The sequence below is a fragment of the Aquabacterium sp. genome, from assembly GCF_035476535.1.
Classification (GTDB): Bacteria; Pseudomonadota; Gammaproteobacteria; order Burkholderiales; family Burkholderiaceae_C; genus Pseudaquabacterium.
This window is the reverse complement of sequence record NZ_DATILJ010000279.1, coordinates 1-6,523: the sequence shown is the minus strand read 5'-3', so window position 1 is coordinate 6,523 and position 6,523 is coordinate 1. Positions and strand designations below refer to the sequence as shown.

Sequence of the window (6,523 nt, the reverse complement as noted above, 5' to 3'; positions counted from 1 at the left end):
GTGCAGCTGAACGCCCAGGCCGGCGACCTGGCGCTGCTGTTCAGCGACGGCCAGTCGACCTTCGGCACGCGCCGCAGCCCCGGCGTGGACATGCCCACCTTCGTCGTGCAGTCGAGCCTCGGCAGCGACGCCGCGCGGCTGCGCGAGGTGGTCGAGCCCGGCGGCGGCGCGGTGCTCGACCTGCAGCGCCTGGGTCCGCTGCAGGCAATGCAGCGCATCACCACGGTGCTACCGCGGCTGGTGGAACTGCGCAGTGCGCAGGGCCAGCAATGGGTGGCCGCGTCACGCCATGCGGAGGCCGGCCGCATCGCCGTGGCCGGCATCGCCAAGGAACCCCGAGGCACGCTGGAGGCAGTGTTCCAGCTGCCGAGCCAGGGCCTGACGGTGAAGACGCTGCGCTGGGGCATGCCGGCCGCGCGCTCCGCTGCCCGTCCCGCCGTGTCGGCCGGCGCCCAGCCCGCACCGCATGTCGACGAGGCCGACGCAGGCGCGCCACTGCCGGCGCTGCGCTGGGCCGCGCTGACGATGGCCTCGCTGAGCTTCCAGCCCGAAGCGCACCGCGCCGAAGTGCAACGCCTGGGCCAGCGCTTCGGCCTGGCCACGCCCGAGACCTCGCTGATCGTGCTGGACGCACTGGCCGACTACGTGCGCCATCGCATCGAGCCGCCCGCGGGACCGCTGCGCGTGGCTTATCGCTCGCAAGTCACCACCGCCGAAGCCGGCACGCAGCGGCAACAGCAGGCGCACCTGGAGCAACTGGTCCGTCGCTTCCAGGAGAAGCAGGCCTGGTGGGCGACCGCGTTCCCGCAGGACGCTGCCGCGCCGCCGCGTGAGGAGCAGCCGGCGATCGCCGGCGCCCTGGGCGAAACGCTGCGCCAGCGCGCCGGTAGTGCAAGCACCAGAGCAGACACCAATGCGGACAAGCGCGCTGCGCCCGCGCCGATGCCGATGACCGCCGCACCCGCGGCACCGGCCCCAGCCCTCGCCGCCGCACCGATCGCCGAAGGGCGGGCCAAGCAAGCCGAAGCCGCCGGCCGGCCCGCGCTGGCCAAGGCCACCGGCGCCGACGCCGCCGAAGCCGGCCGCGGCGAGTCCGGCCCGGCCAGCATCCAGCTGCGCGCCTGGACGCCCGACGCGCCGTATGCCCGCCGCCTGCGCGCGGCCACGCCGCAGCAGCGCTACGCCGTCTACCTGGACGAGCGGCCGAACCAGCTGACGAGCACCGCCTTCTTCCTCGATGCCGCTGACCAGTTCTTTGCACAAGGTGATAACGCATTAGGAGTGCGGGTACTGTCCAACCTGGCCGAGATGGAACTGGAGAACCGCGCGCTGCTGCGCCTGCTGGGTTATCGGCTGCTGCAAGCCGAACGCGCCGAGCTCGCGGTGCCGGTGTTCGAGCGCGTGCGCGAGATCGCGCCGCACGAGCCGCAATCCAGCCGCGACCTGGGCCTCGCGCTGGCCGATGCCGGGCAGTGGCAGGACAGCGCCAATGCGCTGTGGCACACCGCATCGACGCGCTGGCAAGGGGGCCGCTTCCCCGACATCGACCTGACCGCGCTGGCCGAGCTGAACGCGCTGATCGTCCGCGCCAAGCGCCAAGGTCACACCGTCGACACCGCGGCGATGGACCCACGCCTGCTGGTCAACCTGCCGCTGGGCCTGCGGGTGGTGATGGGCTGGGATGCCGACAACACCGACATCGACCTCTACGTGCGCGACCCGAACGGCGAGGAAGCCTTCTTCGGCCGCGCGCGCACACGCCAGGGCGGGCGCATGTCGGCCGACTTCACCGGCGGCTACGGTCCCGAGGAGTTCTCGCTGCGCAAGCCCAAGCCCGGCACCTACACCGTGCGCGCGCGCTTCTACGGCCACCGGCAGCAAGTGCTGGCGCCGGCGACCACGCTGATGCTGCGCCTCACCACCGGCTTCGGCACCGCGGCCGAGAAGGAGCAGCGCGTGATGCTGCGCCTGGCCGGCGCCGGCGAGGTGGTGACGGTGGGCGAGTTCCGGGTGGAGGCGGCGGCCACGGACTGAGCGCGTGCAGACCGAGCAGGCGCATGCCGAAGTCAAGTCGGCGACAAGCCCGGGCCGTACCGGTCGAGCTTGAGCGCCTGCATCAGGGCCAAAAACCGCGGCTCCTTGCGCAAGCCCGACCAGCGCGGGTCGTCCTTCAAGAAGACGAGTTGCGTGTCACGGGCCGCGAATGCGCGCTCCAGTGCATCCAGCGCCAGCGCCGTTTCTCCCAGTACGGCGTGCAGCACCGCCAGCGACACCGGCGGCACGAACTGCGCCTTGGACCGCGCGAGCAACTGGTTCAGGATCGCGCGGGCCTCATCCCGCTGGCCGAGACGCGCGAGGTGCATGCCCAGCAGGGCGCTCGGTCGCGTGTTGCCATCGGCCAGGGCGACGGCGCGCCGCAGCGACGCGATGCCAAGATCGGGCCGTTGCTCGGCCAGGTGCAGCAGGCCCTGGGTCCTGTGGGCCAGATAGAAGTCGGGGGCAATGTCGAAGGCCCGGTTCAGCCGGGTGCGCGCCTCTTCGCGCCGGCCGCGGGCCAACAGATAACTCGCTTCCAGCATGTTGAGGAAGGGCGACAAGGGGTCGAGCTCACGCGCCCGCCGGAGATACGCAAAACCTTCATCCGGCCGGTCTTGCGTCAGCAGCAATTGGGCCAGGCCGTAATGCGCCATCGCCACGTTCGGGTTGACCGTCAGTGCCTTGCGGAACTCGCGCTCGGCGCCGCGCCAGTCGAACTCGAAGTAGTAGAGGTTGAAGCCCTTCTCGGACAGCGCCTCGGCCAGGTTCGGCGCCAGCGCCAGCGCACGCTGCACGGCCGTTCTGGCCGGTTCGAACACGGTGGCCGGCTCGGCGTCCGCGGCCAGCAAGGTCTCTCTCAAAGTCGCGGCCAGACCGACATGCGCCATGGCGTAGGCCGGGTCGAAGCCGAGGGCCTGATGAAACAGCGCGATGCTCTTGCGCAGGCCGTCGGCGCGCCGGGGCTGCGCGCGCAGCGATGCGGCCAGGTAGAGCTGATAGGCGTCGGTGTTGCGCGTGCCGCCTGGGTCGGTTGTCGGTACGGCGGTCGACACGCCGGTGCCCCCTTCCAGGCGAGGCACCAGCGCCTGCATCACGCGGGCCGAAATCAGGTCTTGCATGTCGAAGACGCCGGTGAACTTCTCGTTGAAGCTGTCGCCCCACACCGCAGCGCCATCGGAGGCGCGCAGCAGACGCGCCGTCACCCGCAACTGATCGCCGCTGCGCTGGAGCGAGCCATCGACGATCCAGGCCACGTCGAGCTCTCGCGCCGCACGCATCGGGTCTTGTTCGGCGCCGGCATGGCGCCGCGCCGAGCCAATGGAGCGCACCACCAGGCCGGGCACGGTGGACAAGCGCGTGATCAGGCTGTCGGCCATGCCCAGTTCGAGCAGCTCGTCGCGGCTTTCGGCGGCCAGCGGCTTGAAAGGCAGCACGGCCAGCGTGGTATGCGAGGCCCCGGCGCCGGGGTCCGCCGCGGCATGGCGGCGCCAGGACCACCAACCCACGCCGCCCAGACCGGCGGCCATGCTGCTGGCCAGTACCAGGCCCAGCCAGCGCCGCTTGTCGGACTGCCGCCGACGGGGCGACAAGGCCCGCTGTTCCCCGGCCGCGGTGGACTGGGGCGGCGCAGGCGATGGCGGTGCGGGCACGGCGGGCACGGCGGGCGCGTCGGGCTCGGCTGGCAGCGGCGTCGCGACGGAGTCGGCGGCCGGCAGCGCCGTCACCGCGGCGATGAACCTGAAGCCGCGGCGGGCTACCGTCTGGATGTAGCGGCTGCCCGGCGGTTCGTCGCCCAGCGCTCGCCGAAGGCTGGAGATGGTCTGGCTGAGGTTGTTCTCTTCCACCACCAGGCCCGGCCACAGCGCGTGCATCAGCGTGTCCTTCGCCAGCAGCGCGTCCGCGTTCTCGACGAACATCAACAGCGCGTTGAACAGGCGTGGCGTCAGGCTCAGTTCGCTGCCGTCGCGGCGCAGCACGCGCTGCTGCGAACGCTCCAGCACGAAGTCCCCGAACGCGTAACGATCAGACACGACCATGGCGGCGCCGATTCAGACTTTCTTCAGAAGAGATTCATGAGCGGCTAACGACGCTTGGCAGCGGCTGGGTCATTGTGCCGTGCCGGTTCGCAGGCTGCGACCGGCCCAACGTCACTCTGAGGACACGGCATGACCCATTGCCATCGCAGCACGCTCTGGACCGCGGCGCTCATCTTGTTCGCCGGCATCACGCTGCACGCCTGCGGCGGCGATCAGGGCGATGGCGCGGCGCAGCCCCTCGTCGATGCCGACGGCTGCAGCACCGACGCCGCAGCCACGTCGGGCAACTCGGCCTTCTGCCGCGGCAAGGCGAACTTCCACGACCGCACGCTCGCCGGCCTGGGCGGCAATGGCCGCGCCTGTTCCGACTGCCACATGACGGCCGAGAACTTCCAGCTGACGCCGGCCGCGGCTCAGACAAGGTTGGCGAAGATGACCCAGACGGGTGTCGACGACCCGCTGTTCCGCGCCATCGACGCCGATGACTTTCGCATCAACGGCGCGGCCGCGCGCGACTTCACGAACCTGACGCAGAACGGCCTGATCCGCGTCACGATCGCGCTGCCCGCCAACGTCAGGCTGCTCGACTGCGGGGCCACGGTGCCGTGCCCGGCATCGGCCCTGCCGACCGCCGAAACCGTGGCTGAGGTGTGGCGCGCGGTGCCGTCAATCCTCGACGCCAAAATCACCGGCCCCGATGGGATCGCTCCCGTATCGCCGCGCGGGCCGAACCGCAATGGCGGCTACCAGCTCGACGGCCGCTTCGACACGCTGCAGGCCCAGGCGCTGGGCGCGCTGCGCGACCACGCGGGCATCACCACCGACCCGCCGGCCAGCTTCCTCGACGATCTGGCGGCGTTCCAGAGTGCCCAGTTCTCCTCGCCGCGCGTGAAGGCCCTGGCCGATGCCATCACGGCAGGCACCAACCCGCTGCCCGACCCCGACCCCGTTCTGAACGCGCTGGAGGCCGCGGGCAAGACCGTCTTCAACCGCTCCTGCGCCCAGTGCCACGGCAACACCGGCGGCCATCCGAGCACCAGCACGCCGATCCAGCAGGGCACACCGGGCACGCCGAGCGCACTGATCCGCTACCACGACATCCTGACGGCCTGCCCCCGGCCGGTCGACACCGTCAGCCCGGCGCGCTTCCTGTTCACGCCCTGCAGCGCGAGCCAGATGAAGAACGTGCGGACCTACGAGATCACCAACAGCGGCGTGGCACCGAGCGGCACGCCTTGCGGCGGCGCCGCACCCCAGTCCGCCTGCGTCACCCGGCTCACGAGTTCGGATCCGGGCCGGCTGCTGCTCACCGGCTACCCGGCCCCGGGCGGGCCCGGCGACATCCAGCACATGGACGTGCCGAACCTGCGCGGCATCAGCCGCACCGCGCCGTATTTCATCAACAACACCGCGGCAACGCTCGAAGAGATGCTCGATCACTACCAGCAGTTCTTCAAGCGCGTGCAGGTGCAGAACCCGGCCGCCCCGCTGCTCACCACCCAGCCGGGCGTCACGCCGCCGGTCATCGACCGGCCGTTCACCGACGCGGAGGTTCCGGCGCTGCTGGCCTACCTGCGCAAGCTGTGACCACGTGCCAGCCGAACGTGCTGCGTTGCCCCCTAGATCAGCAAGCCGCCCATGTCCTGATGCCGGCGCAGATCTCGTTCAACCGATCAAGCCCTCATCAAGAGGCCATCCAGCCATCACCACCAGGGAACACCATGACAAGACTGAGAACGCTACGGAGCGCCATCCTGTGCGCTTCGGCACTTCTGCCGACGCTCTTCCCATTCGGCGCGGCGCATGCCGTCAGCGTCGTGACTTACACGGGTTACGCCTCGGCCGACAATTTCGACTCGTTCAACCGTCTGCAAGACACGGACAACGGCACCACTATCGCGCCGGCAAGCTACGGTGTGAACGTCGATGGCAACGTCTCCACCTCGATCACCGATTCGGTCCAGGGCGGCACGGCCTACAGCTACGCGAGTTCGGCCGGCGCTTACTCGATGGGCGTCCTGATCGGCGGCGTCGCCAGCAGTTCCGCGACCGTCAGCTACCGCGTCACCGTGGTCGGGCCCGATTTGCCGGCGTCCATTCCGGTGCGCGTCGTCGCCAGCGGCTATGTCAACGGCGCGGGTTCGACCCAGGCATCGGCGACGTTCGTCCTGAATCCGCAAACGAGCGACCCGCTGTTGATCGGGAGCACGAGCCTCACCAGCCCGGCGGGCAACAGCTTTTCGTTCGACCAGGTCGTGCGCATCCGAGCCAACGGCTTCTTCGATGTCTCGCTGTACACGAGCACGCTGTCCGGTGGCGTGGGCGCAGGGGCGGGGTGGTCGGAGGCCTTCGTCGATCCGATCTTCACGATCGACGACCCGGCCTATGCCTCGCTCTACCACTTCGAAGGCATTCCGGGCATCACAGCCAGCGTGCCCGAGCCGGCCAGT

General features: G+C 70.3%; 4 protein-coding genes. 3 read left to right on the top strand and 1 reads right to left on the bottom strand.

Annotation, left to right across the window (positions count from 1 at the left end; all coding sequences use genetic code 11):
* A partial coding sequence (locus VLK61_RS27670; protein WP_325426127.1) for a YfaP family protein occupies positions 1 to 2,034 on the top strand: 2,034 nt, incomplete at its 5' end.
* A gap of 32 nt (positions 2,035 to 2,066) precedes the next feature.
* On the opposite strand, the gene VLK61_RS27665 is transcribed toward VLK61_RS27670, so the two are convergent.
* The gene (locus tag VLK61_RS27665) at positions 2,067 to 4,073 is read right to left on the bottom strand and encodes a TPR end-of-group domain-containing protein (protein ID WP_325426125.1); all 2,007 of its coding nucleotides are present in this window, start codon (positions 4,071 to 4,073) and stop codon (positions 2,067 to 2,069) included.
* 129 nt (positions 4,074 to 4,202) lie between these two features.
* Here VLK61_RS27665 and VLK61_RS27660 point away from each other — a divergent pair, with 129 nt between their 5' ends.
* Positions 4,203 to 5,660, top strand: coding sequence for a hypothetical protein (locus tag VLK61_RS27660; RefSeq protein ID WP_325426123.1), 1,458 nt, complete (start codon positions 4,203 to 4,205; stop codon positions 5,658 to 5,660).
* A gap of 134 nt (positions 5,661 to 5,794) precedes the next feature.
* Positions 5,795 to 6,523, top strand: a 729-nt coding sequence (locus VLK61_RS27655) for a hypothetical protein (protein ID WP_325426121.1), incomplete at its 3' end; no start/stop codon positions are given.

Coding starts and splice junctions, on each gene's coding strand:
- VLK61_RS27665 (WP_325426125.1), bottom strand. CDS start 4,073: ATGGTCGTGTCTGATCGTTACGCGTTCGGGGACTTCGTGCTGGAGCGT.
- VLK61_RS27660 (WP_325426123.1), top strand. CDS start 4,203: ATGACCCATTGCCATCGCAGCACGCTCTGGACCGCGGCGCTCATCTTG.